Source organism: Alcanivorax sp. HI0083, assembly GCF_001635175.1.
Genome location: NZ_LWFX01000279.1, coordinates 1 through 530, shown reverse-complemented (window position 1 = coordinate 530; position 530 = coordinate 1). Strand labels below are relative to the sequence as shown.

The following is a 530-nucleotide window of genomic DNA, read 5'->3' as shown; positions in this document are numbered from 1 at the left end:
TCCAACACGACCTATTACGAAGATCAGCACGGTTTCACCGGCATGGAATACGAACTCGCCAAAGGGTTCGCTGACAGCCTGGGGGTAGAACTGCGCATCCTCGAATCCGACGATCTCTCCTACATCCGCTATGCTATCCGCAAGGGCACGGCAGACATTGCCGCCGCTGGCCTGGTCGCCACCACAGAGCGCAGCGAAAGCCTGCGCTTCAGCACTCGCTACCAAAATATCGATACCCTGCTGGTACGCCGCCTGAGCAGCCCACGAATTACCGACCTGAGCGAGCTGAACGACCAGAAGGTGGCAGTAAGCGCCGGCTCCAGCCACGCCGAGCTGCTGATCAAGGCACAGCTGGACAATCCCGAGCTGGCATTCCAGGAAGTGGAAAACGCCACCCCCGAGCAACTGCTGGCGCTGGTGGAAGACGGTCAGGTCGACTACACCCTGATCAATTCCAACAGTTACGCCCTGCAACGTGCGCTCTGGCCTGACCTGATTGCCGATTACACCGTGGCCACCGATATGCCGCT

1 protein-coding gene is annotated in these 530 nt (G+C 59.4%); it reads left to right on the top strand.

Going from position 1 to position 530, the window contains the following annotated elements:
• Nucleotides 1–530, top strand: a 530-nt coding sequence (locus A3754_RS02995; RefSeq protein ID WP_156496726.1) for a transporter substrate-binding domain-containing protein, incomplete at both ends; no start/stop codon positions are given.